This window comes from Streptomyces sp. NPDC058576 (genome assembly GCF_042718715.1).
Taxonomy (GTDB): Bacteria; Actinomycetota; Actinomycetes; order Streptomycetales; family Streptomycetaceae; genus Streptomyces.
On sequence record NZ_JBHXPF010000008.1, the window covers coordinates 76,870 to 97,900 of the forward strand.

Annotated in this window: 17 protein-coding genes; 6 read left to right on the forward strand and 11 right to left on the reverse strand. The window is 72.1% G+C overall.

Annotated elements, in window-relative coordinates:
• The first annotated feature begins 16 nt into the window (after positions 1-16).
• On the forward strand, positions 17-451 hold the full coding sequence (locus tag ACFWRV_RS09190) for a ribonuclease domain-containing protein (protein WP_384330548.1): 435 nt from the start codon (positions 17-19) through the stop codon (positions 449-451).
• Positions 452-557: 106 nt separating this feature from the next.
• Entirely contained in the window at positions 558-3,674 is a 3,117-nt protein-coding gene (locus ACFWRV_RS09195) for an alpha-mannosidase (protein ID WP_384330552.1), read from the forward strand.
• Between the two features lie 26 nt (positions 3,675-3,700).
• Here the strand turns inward: ACFWRV_RS09195 and ACFWRV_RS09200 are convergent, their stop codons facing one another.
• From ACFWRV_RS09200 to ACFWRV_RS09210, 3 genes are all read right to left on the reverse strand, one after another.
• Entirely contained in the window at positions 3,701-5,443 is a 1,743-nt protein-coding gene (locus ACFWRV_RS09200) for a pyruvate dehydrogenase (protein WP_384330555.1), read from the reverse strand.
• Positions 5,444-5,555: 112 nt separating this feature from the next.
• Entirely contained in the window at positions 5,556-7,376 is a 1,821-nt protein-coding gene (locus tag ACFWRV_RS09205; RefSeq protein WP_384330557.1) for a protein phosphatase 2C domain-containing protein, read from the reverse strand.
• Between the two features lie 197 nt (positions 7,377-7,573).
• A complete protein-coding gene (locus ACFWRV_RS09210) occupies positions 7,574-11,344 on the reverse strand; it encodes a S8 family serine peptidase (protein ID WP_384330560.1) in 3,771 nt (1,256 codons plus the stop codon).
• 209 nt (positions 11,345-11,553) lie between these two features.
• Here ACFWRV_RS09210 and ACFWRV_RS09215 point away from each other — a divergent pair, with 209 nt between their 5' ends.
• The gene (locus ACFWRV_RS09215) at positions 11,554-12,567 is read left to right on the forward strand and encodes a helix-turn-helix domain-containing protein (RefSeq protein ID WP_384330563.1); all 1,014 of its coding nucleotides are present in this window, start codon (positions 11,554-11,556) and stop codon (positions 12,565-12,567) included.
• A gap of 94 nt (positions 12,568-12,661) precedes the next feature.
• A complete protein-coding gene (locus tag ACFWRV_RS09220; protein WP_384330566.1) occupies positions 12,662-13,144 on the forward strand; it encodes a DUF456 domain-containing protein in 483 nt (160 codons plus the stop codon).
• Between the two features lie 44 nt (positions 13,145-13,188).
• On the opposite strand, the gene ACFWRV_RS09225 is transcribed toward ACFWRV_RS09220, so the two are convergent.
• Entirely contained in the window at positions 13,189-14,556 is a 1,368-nt protein-coding gene (locus ACFWRV_RS09225; RefSeq protein WP_384330859.1) for a DNA-3-methyladenine glycosylase 2 family protein, read from the reverse strand.
• A gap of 72 nt (positions 14,557-14,628) precedes the next feature.
• Positions 14,629-15,795 carry a ribosome small subunit-dependent GTPase A gene (gene rsgA / locus ACFWRV_RS09230; RefSeq protein WP_384330569.1) on the reverse strand — a complete coding sequence of 389 codons (1,167 nt, stop codon included), beginning with the start codon at positions 15,793-15,795 and terminating at the stop codon, positions 14,629-14,631.
• A 402-nt stretch (positions 15,796-16,197) separates the two neighbouring features.
• On the opposite strand from rsgA, the gene ACFWRV_RS09235 reads away from it, so the two are divergent.
• Positions 16,198-16,698, forward strand: coding sequence for a DUF5949 family protein (locus ACFWRV_RS09235; protein ID WP_384330571.1), 501 nt, complete (start codon positions 16,198-16,200; stop codon positions 16,696-16,698).
• Positions 16,699-16,848: 150 nt separating this feature from the next.
• On the opposite strand, the gene ACFWRV_RS09240 is transcribed toward ACFWRV_RS09235, so the two are convergent.
• The 6 genes from ACFWRV_RS09240 to ACFWRV_RS09265 all read right to left on the reverse strand — a co-directional run bounded on the left by ACFWRV_RS09240 (position 16,849) and on the right by ACFWRV_RS09265 (position 19,734).
• Positions 16,849-17,256 (reverse strand): rodlin, encoded by a 408-nt coding sequence (locus tag ACFWRV_RS09240; RefSeq protein WP_097887184.1) that lies wholly within the window; start codon positions 17,254-17,256, stop codon positions 16,849-16,851.
• A 118-nt stretch (positions 17,257-17,374) separates the two neighbouring features.
• Positions 17,375-17,593, reverse strand: a complete 219-nt coding sequence (locus ACFWRV_RS09245) for a hypothetical protein (RefSeq protein WP_384330575.1) — start codon at positions 17,591-17,593, stop codon at positions 17,375-17,377.
• Between the two features lie 188 nt (positions 17,594-17,781).
• Positions 17,782-18,192: a rodlin gene (locus tag ACFWRV_RS09250; protein WP_384330577.1), complete on the reverse strand. Its 411-nt coding sequence runs from the start codon at positions 18,190-18,192 to the stop codon at positions 17,782-17,784.
• 70 nt (positions 18,193-18,262) lie between these two features.
• Positions 18,263-18,553 (reverse strand): hypothetical protein, encoded by a 291-nt coding sequence (locus ACFWRV_RS09255; RefSeq protein ID WP_384330862.1) that lies wholly within the window; start codon positions 18,551-18,553, stop codon positions 18,263-18,265.
• Between the two features lie 250 nt (positions 18,554-18,803).
• The gene (locus ACFWRV_RS09260) at positions 18,804-19,037 is read right to left on the reverse strand and encodes a chaplin (RefSeq protein WP_384330580.1); all 234 of its coding nucleotides are present in this window, start codon (positions 19,035-19,037) and stop codon (positions 18,804-18,806) included.
• 295 nt (positions 19,038-19,332) lie between these two features.
• Positions 19,333-19,734, reverse strand: coding sequence for a rodlin (locus ACFWRV_RS09265; protein ID WP_006128514.1), 402 nt, complete (start codon positions 19,732-19,734; stop codon positions 19,333-19,335).
• 540 nt (positions 19,735-20,274) lie between these two features.
• On the opposite strand from ACFWRV_RS09265, the gene ACFWRV_RS09270 reads away from it, so the two are divergent.
• Positions 20,275-20,937 (forward strand): chaplin family protein, encoded by a 663-nt coding sequence (locus tag ACFWRV_RS09270; protein ID WP_384330583.1) that lies wholly within the window; start codon positions 20,275-20,277, stop codon positions 20,935-20,937.
• Positions 20,938-21,031 lie beyond the last annotated feature (94 nt).

Here is a 21,031-nt window from a genome sequence, read left to right on the forward strand (position 1 = left end):
GCGTCATCATGTTGGCATGCGCATCCCCCCACGCATCACCCGGCTCGGCGGCTCGGCCGCCCTCCTGTCCCTCCTCCTCGCCTCGGGCCCGGTCACGGCCCAGGCCGCCACCCCGGCGACGGGCTCCACCACCGCCTACTCCGCGACCGCCTTCCGGGCGGCGGCGGTGGGCAGCGTCTGCTACTCCGCCCTGCCGTCCCAGGCGCACGACACCCTGGATCTGATCGAGCAGGGCGGGCCGTATCCGTACGAGCAGGACGGCACCGTCTTCCAGAACCGCGAGGGCCTGCTCCCCGACCGGTCCACCGGCTACTACCACGAGTACACGGTCATCACGCCCGGCTCCGACACCCGCGGCGCCCGCCGGATCGTCACCGGTGAGCAGACGGAGGAGGACTACTACACCGCCGACCACTACGCCTCCTTCGACCTGGTCGACCACGACTGCTGACCCCGCCTCCGAGGGGTGTTCCGCACGCTCCGCGGGAAGGGAAACCTGAGTCGTCCCTGTTCGGCGAGACGCCTCCTGGGACCCCGCACCTTCCCGAGGAGCTGTGATGCACGACGACCGCACCCTGGTGGAGGGCCGCCTGGAGCGGGCCCTCCACCAGTTCGTCCGCCCGGCCCAGTACGCCGCCCGCACCCCGCTCGCCGTGTCCGTGTGGCACGTTCCGGGCGAGCCGGTGCCGGTGGCCGAGGCCCTCGGGGCGGACTTCGCGCCGTTCACGGCCGGTACGGAGTGGGGGAAGCCCTGGTCCACCAGCTGGTTCCGGCTACGGGGAGCGGTGCCCGAGGAGTGGTCGGGGCGCCGGGTGGAAGTGGTCGTCGACCCCGGGTTCACCGGCCAGGGGCCGGGATTCCAGGCGGAAGGGATGCTGTACGACCATCTGGGCGTCCCTCTCAAGGGTGTTCATCCGCGCAACCGGCACCTGCCGCTCGCACACCCGGCGGCGGGCGGGGAGCCGGTCGATCTGCTGCTGGAGGCGGCGGCCAATCCGGCGGTCCTGGAGCACGGTTTCGCACCGACCCCGCTCGGCGACGTGACTACCTCCGGCGACCGCCCCCTGTACCGCTTCGCCTCCGCCGACCTCGCGGTCCTCGACGAGGAGGTCTGGCATCTCGTCCTGGACATCGAGGTGCTGTCCGAGCTGATGCACGAGCTGCCCGCCGACCGGTCGCGGCGGCACGAGATCCTCCGGGCACTGGAGTCGATGCTCGACGCGCTGGACCTGCACGACGTCTCCGGCACCGCGGCGGCGGGCCGCGCCGCCCTGGCCGGGGTGCTGGCGCGGCCCGCCTCCGCGAGCGTGCACCGGATCTCGGCGGCCGGGCACGCGCACATCGACTCGGCGTGGCTGTGGCCGCTGCGCGAGACCGTCCGCAAGGCTTCCCGGACGTTCGCCAATGTCACCGCCCTCGCGCGGGACTACCCGGAGCTGGTCTTCGCCTGCTCGCAGGCCCAGCAGTACGCCTGGGTGAAGGAGCACCAGCCGCACATCTGGGAGCGGATCAAGGAGGCGGTGGCGGCGGGGCAGTGGGCTCCGGTCGGCTCGATGTGGGTGGAGTCGGACGCCAACATGCCCGGCGGTGAGGCGCTGGCCCGCCAACTGGTGCACGGGAAGCGCTTCTTCACCGAGGAGCTGGGCGTGGACACGGAGGAGATCTGGCTGCCGGACTCCTTCGGTTACACCGCCGCCTTCCCCCAACTGGCCCGGCTGGCCGGGGTGAAGTGGTTCCTCACCCAGAAGCTGTCGTGGAACCAGCACAACAGGATGCCGCACCACACCTTCTGGTGGGAGGGCATCGACGGCACCCGGGTCTTCACCCATTTCCCGCCGGTCGACACGTACAACGCCCAGCTCCACGCCCGCGAACTGGCCCATGCGGAGGAGAACTTCGCCGAAAAGGGCCGGGCCACGCGTTCGCTGGTGCCGTTCGGCTGGGGTGACGGCGGGGGCGGCCCGACCCGCGAGATGCTGGAGCGGGCCCGCCGACTGCGGGACCTGGAGGGCTCGCCTCGCGTGTCCGTCGAAACGCCGGCGGCGTTCTTCACGGCAGCCGAGGAGGAGTACGGACAGCAGGCGCCCGTCTGGTCGGGCGAGCTGTATCTGGAGCTGCACCGGGCGACGTACACCACGCAGGCGAAGACCAAGCAGGGTAACCGGCGGAGCGAACATCTGCTGCGCGAGGCGGAGTTGTGGGCGACGGCGGCCGCTCTGCGCTCCCCCTCCCACCGCTATCCGTACGAGCGCCTGGACCGGGTGTGGAAGACCGTGCTGCTGCATCAGTTCCACGACATCCTGCCCGGCTCGTCGATCGCCTGGGTGCACCGAGAGGCGCGGGACACCTATGAGGAGGTGCGCGCCGAGCTGGCGGACGTGGTGGCCGAGGCGGTGACCTCGCTGGGCGCGGCCGAGGGCTTGGTGGCGCTCAACTCCTCCCCGTACGACCGGGTTCAGGTGATCGAGCTGGACGCGGAGGCGGCCGGGGTGCTGCCGTCCGGGGCGCATGTCCAGGAGCTGGGCGAGGGCCGGGCTGCGGTGGTGGCGCGGAGTCCGGGGCTCGGGGCGGGCCTCCTGGACGGGGCGGCGGTCCCGGAGCACCCGGTAACGGCCGAGGCGTCGGGGGCAGGCGGCGACATCGTCCTGGAGAACGGGCTGTTGCGGGTAGTGGTGGACGGGGACGGGCTGGTCTCGTCGGTCCACGATCTGATCGCCGACCGGGAGGTGCTGATCCCGGGCGCCCGCGCCAACCTCCTCCAGCTGCACCCGGACCACCCCAACCACTGGGACGCCTGGGACATCGACCGGCACTACCGGCGCACCCGCACCGATCTCACCGCCGCCGACTCCGTGTCGCTGGTGGAGGACGGGCCGCTGCGGGCGGCCGTGCGGGTGGTCCGTTCCTTCGGGCGGTCGACCGTCGTGCAGGAGCTGCGGCTCGCGGCCGGGGCCCGGCAGCTCGACGTCGACACCGAGGTGGACTGGCAGGAGTCGGAGAAGGTCCTCAAGGCGGCCTTTCCGCTCGACGTCCACGCCGAACGCTCCACCGCCGAGATCCAGTTCGGCCACGTCCACCGCGCGACCCACGACAACACGTCCTGGGACGCGGCCCGTTTCGAGATCTGCGCGCACCGCTGGCTGCGGGTGGCCGAGCCGGCATACGGCATCGCGCTGCTCAACGACTCGACGTACGGCCACGATGTGACCCGCACCCCGCACCCGGACGGTCTCGGCACCACGGTCCGGCTGACGCTGCTGCGCGCTCCGCACAGCCCGGACCCGCACACCGACCTCGGCGTGCACCGCTTCCGCTACGCGCTCGCGCCCGGCGCGGAGGTGACGGACGCCGTACGGGAGGGCCTGGCACTGAACCTCCCGCTGCGGGCGGCGGTCGCCCCGGTGGTGCCCGCGCTGGTGGCGACGGGACATCCGGCGGTGACGGTCGAGTCGGTGAAGCTCGCCGAGGACCGGGGCGGGGATGTGATCGTACGGCTCTACGAGTCGGCGGGCGGCCGGGCGCGGACCCGGCTGGCGGCGTCCTTCCCGGTCGCGGACGCCCGGATCACGGATCTGCTGGAGCGGCCACTGCGCCCGGCGGTGACCGACGAGGACGGACTGATCCTCGACCTGCGGCCGTTCCAGATCCTGACCCTGCGCCTGACCCCGGCGTGACGTGCCAGGGCAGGCGCGGGGCGGACTCAAGGACGCGGCACGTTACGGAGGTTGGAGCGGGCCATCTGGAGCATCCGGCCCACTCCGCCGTCCAGCACGATCTTGCTGGCGGAGAGCGCGAAGCCGGTGACCATGTCGGCGCTGATCTTCGGCGGGATGGAGAGCGCGTTCGGGTCGGTGACGACGTCGACGAGCGCGGGCCCCTTGTGCTTGAACGCGTCCTTGAGCGCACCCTGCAACTGCTTGGGCTTCTCCACGCGAACGCCGTAGGCGCCGGCCGCGCGGGCGATGGCGGCGTAGTCGGTGTCCGCGTTGGTCGTCCCGTACGACGGCAGGCCCGCCACCAGCATCTCCAACTCGACCATGCCGAGCGAGGAGTTGTTGAACAGGACGACCTTCACCGGCAGGTCGTACTGGACCAGGGTGAGGAAGTCGCCCATCAGCATGGAGAATCCGCCGTCCCCGGACATCGCGACGACCTGCCGGTCCAGGTCGGTGAACTGGGCGCCGATCGCCTGCGGCAGGGCGTTGGCCATCGAGCCGTGGCTGAACGAACCGATCACCCTGCGCTTGCCGTTGGGCGTCAGATAGCGGGCGGCCCACACGTTGTTCATGCCGGTGTCGACGGTGAACACGGCGTCCTCGTCGGCCATCTCGTCCAGCACGGAGGCCACGTACTCGGGGTGGATCGGGACGTGCTTCTCGACCTTGCGGGTGTAGGCCTTGACCACGCCCTCCAGGGCGTTCGCGTGCTTCTTCAGCATCCGGTCGAGGAACTTGCGGTCGGACTTGGGCTTCACCCGGGGCGTCAGACAGCGCAGCGTCTCGCGCACATCGCCCCAGACCCCGAGGTCGAGCTTGGAGCGGCGGCCGAGGTGTTCGGGGCGCACATCGACCTGGACGATCTTCACATCGTCCGGGAGGAAGGCGTTGTACGGGAAGTCCGTGCCGAGCAGGATGAGGAGGTCGCACTCGTGCGTCGCCTCGTACGCGGCGCCGTAACCGAGCAGCCCGCTCATCCCGACGTCGTACGGATTGTCGTACTGGATCCACTCCTTGCCGCGCAGGGCGTGCCCGACCGGGGACTTGACCTTCTCGGCGAACTCCATGACCTCGGCGTGCGCCCCGGCCGTGCCGCTGCCGCAGAACAGCGTCACCCGTTTGGCCTCGTCCACCATGCGGCAGAGCTTGTCGATCTCCTCGTCGCCGGGCCGTACGGTCGGCCGCGCGGTGACGAGGGCGTGCTCGATGGACTTCTCGGGGGCGGGCTTGGAGGCGATGTCGCCCGGCATGGTGACGACGCTGACGCCGCCCCGCCCGATGGCGTGCTGGATCGCCGTCTGGAGCAGCCTCGGCATCTGCTCCGGGTTGGAGATCATCTCGTTGTAGTGGCTGCACTCCTGGAACAGCAGCTCCGGATGGGTCTCCTGGAAGTAGCCGAGGCCGATCTCGCCGGAGGGGATGTGCGAGGCGAGGGCCAGCACCGGGGCCATGGAGCGGTGCGCGTCGTACAGGCCGTTGATCAGGTGCAGGTTGCCCGGTCCGCAGGAGCCGGCGCAGGCCGCGAGCGAGCCGGTGACCTGCGCTTCGGCCCCGGCCGCGAAGGCGGCGGTCTCCTCGTGGCGGACGTGGATCCAGTCGATGGCCGAGTTACGCCGGATGGCGTCCACGACGGGGTTCAGGCTGTCGCCGACGACGCCGTACAGGCGCTTGACGCCCGCCCTGGCGAGGATGTCGACGAACTGCTCCGCCACGTTCTGCTTGGCCATGGGTGCGCGCCCTTCCTTGCCCGTGCTCCGTGCACTTCGGTTGTCCGGGGACCGGAGCGGCGAAACACCGTTCCGCCGGGCTCCGGAATCCATCAACCCACGGGGCGCGCGGTTACGCCTCCCAGACGGCGGCGCAGGTGCGGTCGTCGGCGTACCCCTTGATACGGAGCTGGGTGTCGGCGAGGAAGGCGGGCAGTCCGGGCGGCCCGGCGCTCCCCCAGCGCCCGGCCAGCTCGCCGGGGAGCGCCGCCTCGCCGCGCATCGGCTCGGCGAGTCCGTTGCTGCACAGCATCAGGGTGTCGCCGGGGCGCGCCACGGAGGCCCGGAACCGGAAGGGCTCGGCGGGCGGCTGCGGGGGTCCCCCGGCGTTCGGGGACGGGGGCCCGGTGATCTGGAGGTCCATGGTGAGCCGGTCTCCGTCCGGGCTCTCCTCCTGCGCGTCGCCCGGCAGCGGGGCGGCGCCCTCCGGGAGGAAGGGCTCCAGGTCCTGCCAGAGTCCGTCGCGGAGACGGAAGAGGCCGCCGCTGCCGACGCCGAAGAAGACCCGGGTGCGGCAGTCGGGGTCGGCGGACAGCAGGAGGCAGCGGAGGCTGGCGGTGTACGCGTCCGGTTCGACGCCGAGTTCGGCGGCACGGGCGCGCAGCTTGCCGTACGTACGGTCGGTGAGCCGGTGCAGCCCGGACTTCAGGTCGCCCCGGCGGCCGGCCCTTATGTCCTCGGAGAGCCTGAGGTGGCTGCGGGCGACGGCCCCGCCGATCCAGCGGCAGGCGTCGGCCGCGGCGAGGTGCGCCGCCTCGCCGTCCCGTCGGGCCCCGGCGACGGCGACGAGGACGAGGGCGCTCTCGGCGGCCCCGAAGCGGGCGGTGAGCAGCCCGTCGCGCCGGGGTTCACCGCGGAAGCGGGCGGAGTCGCCGCGCACGGAGGCGGCGCGCAGGGTGTACGTCCCGTAGCGCGCGCCGTCCAGGACGGTGTCGGGGACAAGCCCGTCCAGATTCTCCGAGGTGGCGGAGGGCAGGGCGGCGGGTTCGGCGTCGTAGGTGGGCGGCCGGTCCCCGAGATGCCGGACGGCGGGCCGTGCGTCGGCGGCGGCCGGGGGGTCCGGCGGCAGTTCGTGCAGGGCGCTGGGGTCGGGTGCGAGGACCACCGCGTCCGGCTCGGGCTGCTCCGGCACGCGCGGCGCGGCGAAGGTCCGGGGCCCCGGCTGCCCGGCGGGCGCTTCCCAGGGCGCGGGGAAGACGGTGGTGCGGGGCGCGGCCGGAGGGGAGGCCGGCGGCGGAGGCGGTACGGGAGCGGCGGCCGGAGGCGGCGGCACGGGCGGCGGAGGTACGGGGGTGGAGGCCGAGAGCGACGGCGGTGCGGGAGTGGCGCTCGGGGGCGGCGGCACGGGAGTGGAGGCCGGGGACGGCGGTGCGGGAGTGGCGGCCGAGGACGGCGGTGCGGGCGTAGCGGCCGGCGACGGCGGCACGGGAGCGGCGGCCGGGGCCACCGACGGGTCCGGGACCACCGCCGGAGCCAGGACCGGAGCAACGGCCGGGTCCGGCACCAGAGCCGCTGCCGGGTCCGGGCCCGGCACCACCGCAGACGGGTCCAGGGGCGCATCCCGGGCCGGCTCCCGCCGCGCCGCCACGGACCGGCCCTGTTCCGGCAGCCGATAGGTATCCGTGTACGGGGCCGCGTAGCGGTCGGCGTCCGGTTCCTCGTAGCGGTCCGCGAACGGGTCCTCGTACGGCTCCGCGTACGGATCCCGGACGGTCTCGCGCACGGCGTCCCGGTGGTCGTCCACCGACCCGCCCACCGTGTCCGACACGGAGTCGAAGCGGTCGTCGAGGCTGTCGGCCGCGCGGCTGGGGCCGGTGTCCGGCGTGGACTCGTCGTACAGCTTGCGCCACCAGTCGTCCTCATGGGCGGCGGGCTTCTCCCCCTGCTGACTCATGCCCTTATTGTCCACCGCGAAGGCGGCCCGAAAACGGGGCAACGGGAAAAAGTGGCCCGTAAATAGGGTCCGCCGGGCGGCCCCACCCCCCACGGGAGGGACGCCCGGCGGACCGGTCGGAGTGATCGGCATCTCGACGTTCCAGCCGTTCGTATGCTCAGCCGATCACCGGTTCAGCGGCTTTCCGTGCCGGCCCCTCAGCGCACGACGTACGCGTCGTCGACGGTCTGGACGACGGAGTTGCCGTTCGCGTCGCTCAGCTCCGTCCGCAGGGTGACGGACTTTCCGGTCGCGTCCGCGTGGTCGACGGTCGCGGTCCAGCGGCCGCCCTGGTGAGCGGTGGTGGCCGCGTGCCAGGTCTCGCCGCCGTCGTAGCTGAACGAGACCTTCGCGCCGGTGAGTTCGCCCGGGGTGTACCCGGCGTGCCCGGTCACGTCGAGTCCGATCCGCTGACCGTTCTTCGCGGGGACCGTCTTCATTCCGTCGGACGGCACGTCGTAGCGCGGGAAGAGCAGCGGGAGCCCCTGCGACTCCACGTCCGGCTTCCGCTCGGAACGGAATCCCCAGGTGGTCTCCGTCTGGGTGGACCGCTTCCAGACCGCCGCGGGTGAGCCGATCTTCGTGGTCATCAGGGTGAGTTCGTACGCGGCGTCCTCGGCGGGCACGGTGAAGACGCCGAACGGGTAGCCGCTCTCGCCGACGACTTCGCCCTCACGCGTGAGCCGCATCCCGCCGATGTCCCCGAACGAGCCCTGTTGGCCCACGTGTTCGGAGTCGGTCATGAAGGCGGGGGCGACGCCGATCAGATCGCCCTGCCGTTCACCGGCGAGTGCTTCCGCGCCCTGGGAGTCGCGCGGGGCGCCGGGGACCAGGAGGCCCCGGTACCACTCCTCGGTCGTGGCCCGGCCGGCTTCGTGCGTACGGGCGTCGCCCGTCATCAGCTCGCCCCAGGGGAAGCTGGAGGAGAGCATCCTCTGCCACACGGTGTCCCCCGCCGTGTAGTACTCGGTGCGCTTTCCGGGGGCGGCGACCAGGGCGAGCGTGGACGCGCTGTAGGTCGCGCCGTAGGGACGGGAGACGAGAAGCGTGTCGATGAAGTCGGTGGCCACGCCCATGGATTCATGGGTGGAGACGACCGAGCCGAGCTTCCGGTCCCGGACCCGGTAGGTGCGGTCCGAGGTGATCTGCCCCGTCTCCGGGAACGACAGGTTGTAGACGAACGGGCTGACGGCCGTGGCGGTCCAGGAGACCTCCGCCTTCCCCTGGCCGAGGGCCGTCCTCAGCACGGCGGCCTCCTCGGCACGCAGGCCGAGGACCGGCAGGGGCGCGGCCCCGTAGCCGAGGCCCGGCTGCCAGTCGCCGGCCGAGGGGCGGTGCACCAGGAGCGCCTTCGCCCCGGCGGCCCGGGCGGCCCGGGCCTGGGCCAGGACGCCCGAGGCGTCGTCGCCGACCTTCACCAGGGCGATCCGGTCCTTCGCTCCGGCGGCCTCCAGCTCGGCGGCGCTGCCCGCACCGGCGTCGACGACCTCGGCGCGGCCGGTGCCGTCCAGGTTGACCGAGCCCGTGGTGGCGGGCCGGGGGTGCAGGGGTGCTCCTCCGACCAGGGAGAACTTCTGGATCTGCGGGGCGTAGGCGCGCCAGAAGGAGGTGAACTCGAAGTCCCCGTCACGGGCTCTGCCCTGGACGTCGACCAGGTAGTCCTTGACGATCCCGGTGCCGGAGATGGATCCGGAGTGCAGCCAGGTGTCGTCCCAGGAGCGCCCGAACGCGAGGGTCGCGCCACGGGTCTCGGCGACCCGGTCCTCGGTCCGCACCGTCAGCCGGTGGGCCTTGCGCGCGTCGAGCACCAGGGTGGTGTCCTTCGTGACGTTCAGCTGAGGACGCGCCAGGTATCCGACGGAGCCCACGAGTCGACCGGTCGGGTCAGCGGCGTCGGGCGAGGCGATGAAGCTGGAGACGAAGTACGCGCCGGGCCGGACCTGGTAGGTCTGGTCGGTGGCGCCCTCGTTGAAGCGGCGTTCGCCGGAGGCGGTGTCGGTGCCGATGAGGTCGAGGGAGGACACGCCGTCGGCGGGCTTTCCGCTGCGGTCGACGAGCTTGACGCGCAGGGTGACGGTCTCCGGTGCCACGTACAGGGAGAACGGGGTGGAGACCTGCACTCCCCCGGTGGCCGTGGCGAGGACCCGGCCGGTGACGTCGCCGTACTGGGCGGCGGTCAGCCGGGCGTCGGGGGCGAGGGCGAGAGGCACCTCGACGGACGCGCCGGCGGGCACGGTGACGGATGTGCGGCCGAGTGAGGCGATCTTCGAGCGGACCGTCGACCCGTCGTTGCCGGTGACGCCCGCGATCTTCAGCGAGAGCTTGACCGCCTTGCCGCTCGTGTTGGTGTACGGCACGGCGACGGTGGTGCGATCGCTTTTGTCCTGCGGCCAGTTGAAGGTGCCGCCCTGCACGGCGGGAGCGCCGGTCACGGGCGTGCCGACGGCGCGGTCGACGTCGAGACGGCCACCTCCGGTCTCACGTACGTCACCGGGGACGGCACTGCGGGCCGAGGAGACGAGGGCCGCCTTGATCTGCTGGGCGGTCCAATCGGGGTGACGCTGCTTCACCACGGCTGCGGCGCCAGCGACATGCGGGGTGGCCATCGACGTACCGGACATGGAGCGGTACGCCTGTGCGCCCCGGCCGCCCGCAGAGGCGGCGGAGATGGCGACGCCGGGCGCGGCGATCTCGGGCTTGAGGGTGTGCGAGCCGATCGCGGGGCCGCGGCTGGAGAAGTCCGCGGTGGAGTCGTCGCGGTCCACGGCGCCCACGGTCAGGACGCCGGGGGCGCACCCGGGCGATGAGACGGTGTTCAGGGAGGGGCCGAGGTTTCCGGCGGCGACCACGAACAACGTGTCCTTGTTCTTGCCGAGTTCCTCGGCGGCCACACTCATCGGGTCGGTGCAGTCGGTGGGTTCGGCGCTGCCGAGGCTCATCGCGACGACGTCGGCCTTGTTGTCGACGGCCCACTGCATGCCCGCGATGATCCACGACGCGGCGCCGGAGCCGCTGTCGTCGAGGACCTTGCCGACCATCAGGTCGGCGCCGGGTGCGACGCCCTTGTTCCTGCCGTCGCTCGCCGCGCCGGAGCCGCCGACGGTGGACGCGACATGGGTGCCGTGGCCCTGGCGGTCGTCGGTGTCGGCGGAGTCGGTGAAGTTCTCCGATGCGCTGATCCGGTCCTGGAGATCGGGGTGTCCGGCGTCCGCCCCGGTGTCCAGGACGGCGACCTTGGCGCCCGTGCCGTCGTAGCCGGCGGCCCAGGCGCGGTCCGCGCCGACCTGCTTCGTCGACTTGTCGAGACTGGCCTGAACCTTGCGGTCGAGCCAGAGCTTCTTGAGGCCGGAGCCCGACCGGGAGCGGGGTGCGGTGAGGTCGGCCCAGAAGTCGGCGGCGCGCTTCTTGTCGGCCGTGAGCGCGAGCCCGCCGATGACGTCGAGAGCCGCCCCGCGTTCGGCCCCGCGCGGGATGACGAGGGTGCGGCGGGAGGTGTCGCCGGTGTAGGTGGCGATCAGCGGGACGGAGTCGGCGCGACTGTCGTCGTAGCCCTGGCGGATGAGCCCGGTGACGTTGAACAGCTCCTCGTCCACGGTGCCCGCGGCGAGCGCGGGGACGGCGGACTCGGGGTAGACGTACAGGTCCGAGCCGGACTGCCGGGTCTGGACGAGGGGAACACTGCCGTCCGCCCGGGGCAGAGCGGTGGCGGCGGGCGCGCCCGAGGCGTCCGTGGTCACCAGCACCCGGTCACCGGTGACGAGGGTCAGGGTGCGGGGCTTCGGATCGGTGGCGGCGGCCGCCGCGCTCCCGGTGATGGGTCTCTTCGCGTCTCGCCCGTCCGGTGGCGCGGCCACCGATGGCGCGATCACGGTGACGGCGAGCACGGCGGCGGTCGCCGCTCCGAGTGCCGTACGCGATATCGGGCGCATCGCTCTCCCCAGGTCAATCCGGAACGAAGCAGCCCAACGGGCCTTATTCCGGAAGTTGTTGGTGCTGCGGTGGCGCCACAGTGGCAGAGGGGCCAGGGGTACGGGGGATGATGTGGGCGGCGGGTTTACGCCGTGGCCCTTTCCCGCCACGCGGGACCCGCCGCAGGGGCGCCGCGATGCGCGATCACCACGTCCGGGGAGGTCGGAGAATGCTGGGGGCCATAGGTCTCGACGAGAGACAGGAGACCGCGTACCGCGCGCTCGTCGCCGCGGGAGCCGCTGAGCTGACCGATCTCGCACACCGGCTGGCGCTTCCCGAGGCGGACGCCGAACGCGTGCTGCGACGGCTGGAGCAACAGGGGCTGGCCGCCCAGTCCTCGGCCCGGCCGGGCCGCTGGGTGGCGGCGCCGCCCGGGGTGGCGCTCGGCGCGCTGCTGATCCAGCAGCGGCACGAGCTGGAGCAGGCGGAGCTGGCGTCCGCGCTGCTGGCCGAGGAGTACCGGGCGGAGGCGAGCGAACCGGCGGTGCACGACCTGGTGGAGGTGGTGACCGGGGCGAGCGCCGTCGCGCAGCGTTTCCACCAGTTGCAGCTGGGAGCGGTGTCCGAGGTGTGCGCCCTGGTGACCGGCAAGCCGATCGCGGTGACCGGGATGGAGAACGAGTCAGAGGAGCGGGCCGCCTCGCGCGGGGTGAGCTACCGGGTGGTGGTCGAGCGGGAGGTGCTGTCGACGCCGTACGGGATCCTGGAGCTGTCGGCGGCGCTGAGCCGGGACGAGCAGTGCCGCGTGGTGGACCGGGTGCCGACGAAGCTGGTGGTCGCCGACGGGAGCCTCGCGATGGTCCCGCTGACCGGGCGCGGCGAGGAGCCCGCGGCCCTGGTCGTGCACGCCAGCGGTCTGCTGGAGTCGCTGATGGGCCTGTTCGAGGCGGTGTGGCGGGAGGCGATGCCGCTGCGGCTGGGCGAGGGCGGCGGCGGGGTGCGCGAGGACGGGGTCGGGCCGGATCCGACGGACCTGGAGATCCTGTCGCTGCTGCTGGCGGGACTGACGGACGCCAGTGTGGCCAAGCAGCTGGATCTGGGGCTGCGGACGGTGCAGCGCCGGGTCAAGGGCCTGATGGAGCTGACCGGGGTCTCGACGCGGCTCCAGCTGGGCTGGCATGCCTACGAGCGGGGCTGGGTGGCCCGTACCGAACCGGGCCGAGGCCTGCGGCACGAGGCCTGAGATTCGCGGCCCGAGGCGGCATCGGCGCAGGTCGCCCCAGGTGGGCGGGGTGTGCTGACGGGCGGATCGGGGCACTCTCCGGCAGGCTGGTCAGATGAGTGTGTGGCAGCTCGTCGCCGTCGGCCTGGTCATGCTGCTGGGCCTGGTCGGGGTGCTGGTGCCGGGCGTGCCGGGTCAGGCGATCGTCTGGGCGGCGCTGCTGTGGTGGGCGCTCACGGACATGACGCCGGCCGCCTGGGGCGTCCTGATCGGCGCGACGGGGCTGATGCTGCTGAACCAGGCCCTCAAACCGCTGCTGCCGCCGCGCCGCCCGGGTGAGTCGGGGGCGCCCCGCCGAACGTTGATGATCGGCGGGGTCGCGGGCATCGTGGGGTTCTTCGTGGTGCCCGTGGTGGGCGGGATCCTGGGGTACGTGGGAGCCATCTTCGGCGCGGAACGGCTGCGGCTGGGCAGTCGGGGCGCAGGCTGGGCGTCGGTGCGCTCGGTGATGCGGGCGACGGGCTACGCGGTGCTGGTGGAGCTGTTCTGCTGTCTGTTGGTGGCGGGAGCCTGGCTGGGCGCGGTGCTCTGGGGCTGACCGGGGGCCTCCGCCGGCCCGATGCGGCTCAGGCCAGCTGCGGCTCAGGCCCGCTGCCCCGCCGCTTCCAGGTGGTGTACGGCGTAGGAGCGCCAGGGCCGCCACCGGTCCGCGCCCGGTGTTCCGTACGGGTCGACGTCGGGGTCGCCGAGCGCCCGCATCCGGATCAGGGCGGCGGTGGACCGGCCGATCCCGGGCAGCGTCAGCAGCGTCCGCTCCGCCTCGTCCCGGTCGGCCCCGGCGTCCAGCCGCAGCCGGCCGTCGGCGAGCGCGGTGGCCAGCGCCGAGAGCGCCGGGTCCTCGGCCGAACCCGCGAGCACGTCCGGCTCCGGGAACACATGGGTGAGCCCGCCGCACGGCACGTCCAGCGCCTTCCCGTACCGCTCGACCAGCTCCCCGGCGTCCGCGCGCCCCACCAGGGCCCGCACCGCGGCCTCCTCCGGGGCGGCCGCGCCCGGCGAGCGCAGCCCGGGACGGGCGGCGACCAGCGGGGCGAGCCGGGGGTCGGCGGCCAGCGCCTCGTCCACGGCGTACGGGTCGGCGTCCAGGTCGAACAGGCGGCGCACCCGCTGGACGGCGGTGGTCAGGTCGCGCAGGTCGGTGAGGTGGATCCGGGCCTCCAGCCAGGGGCCGCCCGGTGACGCCTCGTCGACCGCGACGAGCCCGGAGCCGTACGGCAGCCGCAGCGTGCGCCGATACGTGCGGGAGCCGGGCGGCCCCACCATCTCCTCGACCCGGTCGACCGCCTCGCTGGCCAGCAGGTCGAACAGGGCGGCGGTGGCGTACGGGCCCCGATGGGCGAGCCGCAGCGGGACCCCGGCCCGCAACCCCTCGCGGTGCCCGCCGCCGAGCCCCGTACCCGCTTCGGCGCGCAGGGCGCTGGGCGTGCGGGCGTAGATCTGCCGGATGGTGTCGTTGAACTGCCGCACGCTGGCGAACCCGGCGGCGAAGGCGATCTCGGTGACCGGCAGCCCGGTGGTCTGGAGGAGCACCCGGGCGGTGTGGGAGCGCTGGGCGCGGGCGAGCGCGACGGGCCCCGCGCCCAGCTCCGCGTTGAGCTGGCGCTGGACCTGCCGGGCGCTGTAGCCGAGCCGCCCGGCGAGTCCGGGAACGCCTTCGCGGTCCACCACTCCGTCGCCGATCAGGCGCATGGCCCGGCCGACGACGTCCGCGCGGACGTTCCACTCGGCGGAGCCGGGCACGGCGTCCGGGCGGCAGCGGCGGCAGGCCCGGAAGCCGCCCGCCTGGGCCGCCGCCGCGGTGGGGTAGAAGCGCACGTTGGCGCGTCGGGGCGTGACGGCGGGGCAGCTCGGCCGGCAGTAGATGCCGGTGGTCACGACGGCGAAGAAGAACGCGCCGTCGAACCGTGCGTCGCGGCTGCTCACCGCCTCGTACCGGGTCCGTTCGTCCATCACACCGTCCAGTGTGCGGCAGCCGGGGCCGCCGCACTCGCGGTTTTCGGACGTCGAGGCGGGCCCGCCGGACTACCGGACCCGGCCGCGCTTGGCCTGCATGGCCGCGCGCCCCTCCGCGCCCTTGCGCTTCCAGTCCCGCAGGATCTCGGCGCGCACCCGGGCGTCGGTCTTGGCGACGATCCGCTGGTTCTCGCGGATCAGCTTGCGGTAGCTCTCCAGCCGCCGCTCGGGCAGGCTCCCGTCATCCAGCGCGCCGAGGACGGCACACCCCGGCTCGGCCTCGTGGGCGCAGTCGTGGAACCGGCAGTGCGCGGCCAGCTCCTCGATCTCGGAGAAGACCTCGCCGACCCCGGTCCCGGCGTCGAACAGGCCGACCCCGCGGAGCCCGGGGGTGTCGATGAGGACGCCCCCGTGCGGCAGGAGCAGGAGATTGCGGGTCGTGGTGGTGTGCCGGCCCTTGCCGTCCACGTCGCGGGCGGCCTGGACCTCCATCGCTTCCCTGCCGAGCAGGGTGTTGGCGAGGGTGGACTTGCCCGCGCCGGAGATGCCGAGCAGCACGCTCGTGCCGCCGGAGACGACGGCGCCGAAGACGTCGAGCCCTTCGCCGGTGGTGGAGCTGACGGGCAGCACCTGGACGCCGGGCGCGATGGCCTCGATGTCCTGGACGAGGTGGGACAGGGTGACCGCGTCGGGCACCAGGTCGGCCTTGGTCAGGACCACGATCGGCTGGGGCCGGTGCTCCCCGCCGGAACCGTCGCCCAGCAGTGCGGCGCCCTCGGAGCTGGACAGGGCGAGCGCGAGGAACCGCTCGACCCGCCCGAGGTCCAGCTCGACGGCGAGCGAGACGCAGATGGCGATGTGGTCGACGTTGGTGGCGAGCACTTGGCCGTCGGACCGCTGCGACGAGGTCGAGCGGACGAAGGCGGTGCGGCGCGGCAGCAGCGTACGGACGAAGCGCGGGTCGCCGCCCGCCGCGTCGAGCGCCACCCAGTCGCCGGTGCAGACGATCCGCATCGGGTCACGGGGCACCACGAACGCGGTGTCGGCGCGGACCGTGCCGTCGGCGGTGATCACGTCGCACTGACCGCGGTCCACCCGCACGACCCGTCCCGGCACGAGCCCCTGCTCGGCGTACGGGGAGAAGGCTGCCGCCCAGTCCTCGTCCCAGCCGTACGGAGTCAGCGGGTACGAGGAGGAGACAGCGGAGGAAGAGGAGGAAGAAAACGAGAAAGACAAGGGAAACCCTTCACAGGGTGGCCCCGGCGGGCGCGCTCGGCGCGGGAAGGAGAGAGGTGAAGTCAGCCGGTGGCCACGGAGATGAGAACGATGCTCTTCCGGTTGTGGGCAGTGCCCATCGCGACGACAGCCATCAATGTCCTCACCTCCTGATTCCTCTGGTTCTTCTGGGTGCTTCGGTTCTTCCGGTCCCTCGGACTTCTCCGGCTCTCCGGCTCTCCGGCTCTCCGGCGGAACGGTGATCACCCTAGCCCGGCCCCCGGGAGCACCGTCAACCGATTTATCCCGGCCCACGGTCGGGGGACGTTCGAGCGGGCGCATTCGCGAGAGATACCCTTAATCTCCCTCGATCGGGTGATACGCATGCATGGAGCCCGGTTCATGGCCGTTAGGGTGCCGAGCATGACCACACCCCAGGCCTCCACCGGCATGTTCACCCCGGCCCAGTTGGGCACCCAGATCCTGATCGGCTGGAGCGGCCGCCAGCCCGACGCGGACCAGGACACCGCCTTCCTCCTCGCCTACTCGTTGGGCGACGGGCAGGACGGGCCGCTGGTCGGCCGCGAGGCCATGCGTGCCGCCCTGGAGCGCGCGGGCCTCCACGTCGGCGGCTCCATCCAGGACGCCGCCGAGAGTCCGAACATCCAGGCGAAGCTCCTCGTCCAGGCGGGCCGGGCCGTCCTGACCCTGCCTCACCTCAGCGCGCAGTACCCCGCCCCCGCCGAGTGGCTGGCCGCCGCCCAGGCGCAGGGCCAGGTGTACGGGATGTTCGCCACGAGCCCGTGGCCGGAGGCCGTTCCCGGGCAGCCGGTCAGCGAGGACCAGTTGCGGGCCTTCGCCGCCGACGAGGAGGTCGTCCGCACCGCCGCCCACTGCCTGCTCCCGGTCCGTTCCCTGGGCTGAGGCGCTCCGCCGCCCCGGCGCATGACGAGGCCCACCACCCCCCGTGGAGTGGTGGGCCTCGTCATGCGCCCGGTGCCGTGCCAACGAGGGCGGGCGGCCCGAGGAGTGACCCTCGGACCGCCCGCGCTCACACCGTCAGGCTGGGGTACGTCAGTTGTTGCCGACGCCGTTGCCCGAGAGGACCGGGATGTCGTCCAGGATGTGCGACAGCGGCTCGTCGCCCTTGGCCTGGGTGGAGTTGTCGGCGCACTGCTGGTTCTGCGGGTTGGACAGGACGTTGACGTCCTGGACCGCGATCGGCACGATGCCGACGAGCGAGCCGACGTTGGCCTTGAGGGGCAGGCCGACGCACAGCTTGTTCAGGGTGCCCTGAACGAGCTGGTTCTGCGGGCTCCAGTCGCCCTCGGTCTCGGCGTTGCCGATCTCCGACTCGGCACCATTGCCGTTGACCGTGGTGGTGCCGCCGTCGTTGCCGATCGCCATGGCCGTGGGAGCCGCGACTGCGGACAGACCGAGCAGGGACACGGCCACTGCAGCGCCGGCCATCATCTTCTTCATCAACTTCACCTTTCGGAGCGTCCCGTTGTGGAACGTACTGATCAACTGCCGCTGTCCCTGATCGGTTGCGCAGTACCACTCAAATGGGTTCGTTCCGGCGCAAGGTCGACGCTTCTCGTCAATTCCTGGGCGTCTCGGGCCCGGGAACCTGTTCCGAGGTGCGCGCTGCCGGGACGAAGCCACCGCGGCGGGAGGGCGGGCCCTGGTGCGGTTCCGCGAGGGGGTGCTCGCCTCCGGCCGCCTGCCACTCGGCGAGGAGCCGGTCGAAGATCGGCGTGCCGCCCGGCGCGGGCCACCGCTCGGCGCTGTGCGGGGTCTGACTGTCGTACGGATCCATGCCGAGGCCTTACCCGGCCCGGCAGGGACTGTCAGCCGGGGTTACGGCATCCGGCCCAACCGGTTGACCCGACCGGAGACAGCGGCACATGACGAGGGGCCAGTCCGTCCGGTCCGGCGAGGAGCGGTCGCCGTACCGGTGAACTGGCCCCCGGTGGGTCAAAGGGAGCGGACCGGAGCCGCTCGGGCTCAGTTGTTGCCGGCGCCGTTGCCGGAGAGGATCGGGATGTCGTTCAGCAGGTGCGACAGGGCCTCGTCACCCTTGGCCTGGGTGGAGTTCTCGGTGCACTGCTGGTTCTGCGGGGAGGACAGGACGTTGATGTCCTGGACGGAGATCGGCACGACACCGAGCAGCGAGCCGACGTTCGCCTTGGCCGGGAGGGCGATGCAGGGCTTGTTCAGCGAGCCCTGGATGAGCGCGAACTGCGGGCTCCAGTCGCCGTGGGTCTCGGAGTTGCCGTACGCCTGGGAGGCGCCGTTGCCGTTGACCGAGGTCGTGCCGCCGTCGTTGGCGATGGCCATGGCGGACGGGGCGGCCGCGGCGGAGACGCCGACGATGGAGACGGCGACGGCCGCCGAGGACATGATCTTCTTGAACATGGGAGAGCCCTTCTGGAAAGTGGTGCTGTTCAGGCGGAGAAGCCCGGGGGGAAAGGTCGTGATGCGGCGGTCAGCCGCCGAGGGGAACGCCGCCGAGCAGCGGAGCGGCGCCCTCGACCGCGCCGGTCGCCTGGCCCGCCAGCTTGCCGACCGTGCCGTCCTCCGCGAGCGTCTCGGTGGTCTCGGCGGCCGTGTCCACCACCGGCTCCACGACCTGCGGGGCGCTGGCCACCACCTGGTTGAGGCCGCTGTCGAGGCTGAAGTTGGGGGCCGTGGGCGTAGTAGCGGCGAAGGCGGGTGCGGCCGTTCCGAGGGCAGCCACGGAACCGACAACGAGGGCGGCGGTCTTCGCGTACTTCACTTTTCTGGTTCCCTTCTGCGCGGCGTCTGCTTCGGTCACGTCTCCGTGCCGCACACAAGCTTTCTTTACCTGTGACTTCTGCCGCTTTCTCCCTGATCAACGATCAGGCCGCTTCCGGGAAACTGCGGGGCGAGGAATTTCTCCGGCCTTGTCCACGCATGCGTACAACCGGCCAGCGAAAAGGCCTCGTACGGCAATTGCCGTACGAGGCCCACCGGCCTGAGGGCCGAAGAGGCCCGGCCGGTCGGAGTTACTTGTTGATGCAGGTGTTGCCGAACGCCGGGTTCAGCGCGCCGATCACGTTGACGGTGTTGCCGCAGACGTTGAGCGGAATGTGGATCGGGACCTGGAGGACGTTGCCCGACAGCACGCCCGGGGAACCGACGGCAATGGCCTCGGCACCCGAGTCGGCCATGGCCGGCGCGGCGACGCCCATCGCCAGGAACGTACCGGCGGCGACGGCGGCAACCTTGGTGAACTTCACTTTTCTTCCCTTTCCTCGGCGGAGTCCGGTGCGGTCACGACAGTCGTGCCCGCCCGAGCCGAATGGTGATGGCTCGCGACTCCGGCGCTGTCCTACATAACGATGAACGTCCGGAATCGGAACTGTTCGACGGGCGGATTCCCGGATATCCGCCCGAATGCCACATGGCCCGCCTCTCCGCGGTGCGTTAGGGGCGCGGACGAGGAAGCCGTGTTCGCGTTCCGGGAGAACGACGGGCCCGAGCCGCTCGGTGGAGGAACGCCGAGGGCTCGGGCCCGAGCAGAGCGGCCGCGGATCAGTTGTTGCCGACGCCGTTGCCGGAGAGGATCGGGATGTCCTCCAGGATGTGCGACAGCGCCTCGTCGCCCTTGGCCTGGGTGGAGTTCTCGGTGCACTGCTGGTTCTGCGGGGAGGACAGGACGTTGATGTCCTGGACCGCGACCGGCACGAGGCCGATGAGCGAGCCGACGTTCGCCTTGGCCGGAAGGGCGATGCAGGGCTTGTTCAGCGAGCCCTGGACGAGCGCGAACTGCGGGCTCCAGTCACCGTGGGTCTCGGAGTTGCCGTACGACTGCGAGGCACCGTTGCCGTTGACCGAGGTCGTGCCGCCGTCGTTGGCGATGGCCATGGCCTGCGTCGCGCCGAGACCGAGGATGGAGGCGGCGACAGCGCCCGTAGCCAGAACCTTCTTGATCACGATTAACCCTTCTCGTACCGGTTGCCCCGTGGCGGAGCCCCCTGGTCAACTCACCACGCGACGTTAGGTTCCGCCCATTCACCCGAATGCCGGACACGAGGCGCCCCCCCTGTCCTGGCGCACGGGAATCTGTTCGTGGAGAAATTACACACGCCTCGCCGGATCCTTTGGCCCGAACGGGCGGGCGAGCGCCGATCCCTCTGTCGCCACGACGCAGGGGCGGCGGACGCTCGTCGACTGTCAACACCAGCAGACGACTTCCCAGTTGAAGACGAATCGTTTTTCTTGCTCTGCGAACCGGGATGCGCGGGGTACACAGGCGCCACCCGTTCGGGTGATTACACAATTCCCACGCGACTCGAAGTTTCCCGCCTCTGCCTGAGTCGTTATGGCAGTCGTCCAGCGCGCACGTCTTCACCACTTTCACCATGGTTTCCCGCCGGATCCGGCTGTGCAGCGGCTCCGCCCGATGGCTGCCCGGAATCCGCGCGCGAAACACCCACGCGATGTCCTCGCGAATGTCCTAAGGAAGGGCAAGTAATGCGACAGGTCTTCAACAAAAGCTTGATCGTCATGGCGGCCGCATCGGGCCTCTTGGCGGCGGTGGGCGGCACCGCGCACGCCGACGCGTCGGCCGAGGGGGCTGCCGTCGGTTCGCCGGGGGTCGGTTCCGGCAACGCCGTGCAGGCGCCGGTGAATGTCCCGGTCAATGTGTGCGGCAACACCGTGAATGTGATCGCTCTGCTGAACCCTGCCTTCGGCAACAAGTGCGTGAACGCCGACGGCCCGAAGCACAACCACCCGCCGGTCAAGCCCCCGGTGGACGAGCCGCCGGTCGATGAGCCGCCGGTGGACGAGCCGCCCGTGGACGAGCCCCCGGTCGACGAGCCCCCCGTGGACGAGCCGCCCGTCGACGAGCCGCCCGTCGACGAGCCCCCCGTGGACGAGCCGCCCGTGGACGAGCCCCCGGTCGACGAGCCCCCCGTGGACGAGCCGCCCGTCGACCAGCCGCCGACCGACACGCCCGGTACCGACACGCCCGGCTCGGACACTCCCGGGTCCGGCACGCCCGGGTCCAACACCCCGGACGCGCACCTGGCCGACACCGGTGCCGCCGACCTGGGCCTGGCCGCCGGCGCGAGCGCCGCGCTGCTGCTCGGCGGTGCGGTGCTGATGCGCCGCACCCGTAGCGCGCGGGACTGATAGAGCTCCCCCGGGAGAACGAGGTCCGGCCGGACAGCGGGGACTGTCCGGCCGGACCTTCTGTGCGTGCCGGACGACGGCAAGGGCCGAGGTG

Excerpts from the sequence above, each read along its gene's own strand:
- ACFWRV_RS09225 (WP_384330859.1), bottom strand. The coding sequence starts at position 14,556 with ATGGACGAACGGACCCGGTACGAGGCGGTGAGCAGCCGCGACGCACGG.
- ACFWRV_RS09200 (WP_384330555.1), bottom strand. The coding sequence starts at position 5,443 with ATGGCCAAGCAGAACGTGGCGGAGCAGTTCGTCGACATCCTCGCCAGG.
- ACFWRV_RS09205 (WP_384330557.1), bottom strand. The coding sequence starts at position 7,376 with ATGAGTCAGCAGGGGGAGAAGCCCGCCGCCCATGAGGACGACTGGTGG.
- ACFWRV_RS09215 (WP_384330563.1), top strand. The coding sequence starts at position 11,554 with ATGCTGGGGGCCATAGGTCTCGACGAGAGACAGGAGACCGCGTACCGC.
- ACFWRV_RS09190 (WP_384330548.1), top strand. The coding sequence starts at position 17 with ATGCGCATCCCCCCACGCATCACCCGGCTCGGCGGCTCGGCCGCCCTC.
- ACFWRV_RS09240 (WP_097887184.1), bottom strand. The coding sequence starts at position 17,256 with ATGAAGAAGATGATGGCCGGCGCTGCAGTGGCCGTGTCCCTGCTCGGT.
- ACFWRV_RS09220 (WP_384330566.1), top strand. The coding sequence starts at position 12,662 with ATGAGTGTGTGGCAGCTCGTCGCCGTCGGCCTGGTCATGCTGCTGGGC.
- ACFWRV_RS09270 (WP_384330583.1), top strand. The coding sequence starts at position 20,275 with ATGCGACAGGTCTTCAACAAAAGCTTGATCGTCATGGCGGCCGCATCG.
- ACFWRV_RS09210 (WP_384330560.1), bottom strand. The coding sequence starts at position 11,344 with ATGCGCCCGATATCGCGTACGGCACTCGGAGCGGCGACCGCCGCCGTG.
- ACFWRV_RS09245 (WP_384330575.1), bottom strand. The coding sequence starts at position 17,593 with ATGGATCCGTACGACAGTCAGACCCCGCACAGCGCCGAGCGGTGGCCC.
- ACFWRV_RS09250 (WP_384330577.1), bottom strand. The coding sequence starts at position 18,192 with ATGTTCAAGAAGATCATGTCCTCGGCGGCCGTCGCCGTCTCCATCGTC.
- ACFWRV_RS09195 (WP_384330552.1), top strand. The coding sequence starts at position 558 with ATGCACGACGACCGCACCCTGGTGGAGGGCCGCCTGGAGCGGGCCCTC.
- ACFWRV_RS09235 (WP_384330571.1), top strand. The coding sequence starts at position 16,198 with ATGACCACACCCCAGGCCTCCACCGGCATGTTCACCCCGGCCCAGTTG.